Genomic DNA, 1,637 nt, shown 5'->3' on the forward strand with positions numbered 1-1,637 from the left:
AGGACCTCCTCGAGGTGGCCCGCCGGAGGAAGAACATCGTCCCGATCATGGCCGATGCGAACCGGCCGGAGGAGTATGCCCCGTTCATGGAGGCGGTCGACCTGGTCTACCAGGACGTAGCGCAGCCAAACCAGGTCGAGATCGCGGAGCAGAACCTCGCCTTCCTCAAACCCGGCGGGCACCTCATCCTGATGCTCAAGACCCGGAGCGTGGACGTCCGGCGTGACCCGGAGGAGGTGTTCGCAGAGGCCCGGGCCGGGCTTGAACAGCACCTCGACGTGGTGGACGTCCGGTGGCTCGAACCTTACCACCACGACCATGCCGCCATCGTCTGCGTCCGCAGGGGTAGTCTATATTAGTGGGAAGGGTAACTTCTTGATATGGACCGGGTCGTCTTCAACCCCTTCTCTCCCCTGTTCCTCCTCCTCCTCTTCGGGATGCTCGTCCTCTTCCTCTTCGCCGTCGTTATCTTCCCGATCCTCTTTCTGACGGTGATCGGGGCGACGTTTGCGAGGCTCGGGTTTTCATGGTGGCAGGTGCTCTTCATCCTCTTCCTGACCCTTTTCGGGAGTTTCATCAACATCCCCGTCAGGACGCTGGAGAGCCGGTCGGCGACGCCGATCTCCGATCGCTACGTCGCTATGTACGGGCGGCTCTACCGCATCCCGCAGCCGGTATCAAGGACGGTCCTCGCGGTCAACGTCGGTGGGGCCCTCATCCCGGTGGCGATATCGCTCTACCTGCTCTACGACTCGGTCCTGCTCAGCGGGGGTTACCTGCTCCTCGGGCTCGCTCTCCTCGGGGTCGGGATCGTGACGGTCACAACAAAACTCGTCGCCCGCCCGGTGCCGGGGCTCGGGATCGCGACACCGTTCTTCATCCCGCCGCTCGCGGCGCTCTTTGCGGCCCTGATCCTCTCGCTCTTTGCGGGGGGTGTTCCGGGCGCGGCGGTGATCATCGCCTATGTGAGCGGGACGCTCGGGACCCTGATCGGGGCGGACCTCTTGAACCTCGATCGTATCGGGGAACTGGGAGCGCCGATGGCGAGCATCGGCGGGGCGGGGACGTTCGATGGAATCTTTTTAACCGGGATCATCGCGGCGCTGCTGGCGTGAGGGGCATCGACCGGTTGTGACACCGGCTCATGGCCCGTCACGCAACCGACTGCAGGAAGCGTTCAACTTCCCGCCTGAAGAGAGAAAAGTCATCGATATGCACCTTCAGGATCGAGAAGGCAAGATCATCATCGATTGCCCCGTAGTGGTACACAACAATGTTCCGGAATCCCTTCATTGCCTTCAGATTCTGCCGGATCGCCGGGGCGAGCACCTCGTGCAACACGAGGTTCTCAAGGATATCTTCATCCGTGCCGGGGACACCGAGGTGGAGGTCAGCATTCAGGATTGCGCATATATCATAGACGTTCTCGATGGAATATTCGGTGCGTTTGTATATGCCGTCTTTTACGATGCCGAGCTGCCGGAACGAATCGGCTGAGTCGGGGAGGTGCTCTTCGACCATATCGACACTCTCGGCCATCTCCTGGAGTTTGATACGAATTGCCGTATCGCGGACGCCTCCTGTCACGCCATTGCCTCTTTGCCGATGTAATCATACAACCGGTGCTTAAAATCATC

3 protein-coding genes are annotated in these 1,637 nt (G+C 60.7%); 2 read left to right on the forward strand and 1 reads right to left on the reverse strand.

All coding sequences use genetic code 11. The features are described from left to right. Positions 1–359: fibrillarin-like rRNA/tRNA 2'-O-methyltransferase (locus PLN84_RS13240; RefSeq protein ID WP_348532184.1), on the forward strand; the 359-nt coding region annotated here is incomplete at its 5' end. A gap of 21 nt (positions 360–380) precedes the next feature. Next, positions 381–1,115 (forward strand): DUF1614 domain-containing protein, encoded by a 735-nt coding sequence (locus tag PLN84_RS13245; protein ID WP_292382469.1) that lies wholly within the window; start codon positions 381–383, stop codon positions 1,113–1,115. 37 nt (positions 1,116–1,152) lie between these two features. On the opposite strand, the gene PLN84_RS13250 is transcribed toward PLN84_RS13245, so the two are convergent. Beyond that, the gene (locus PLN84_RS13250) at positions 1,153–1,587 is read right to left on the reverse strand and encodes a DUF86 domain-containing protein (protein WP_292382468.1); all 435 of its coding nucleotides are present in this window, start codon (positions 1,585–1,587) and stop codon (positions 1,153–1,155) included. Positions 1,588–1,637: the final 50 nt, after the last annotated feature.

The organism is Methanoculleus sp., assembly GCF_035363275.1.
GTDB lineage: Archaea > Halobacteriota > Methanomicrobia > Methanomicrobiales > Methanoculleaceae > Methanoculleus.

What these genes read in the sequence shown, in the direction of transcription:
- PLN84_RS13245 (WP_292382469.1), top strand. Translation starts at nt 381, where the DNA reads ATGGACCGGGTCGTCTTCAACCCCTTCTCTCCCCTGTTCCTCCTCCTC.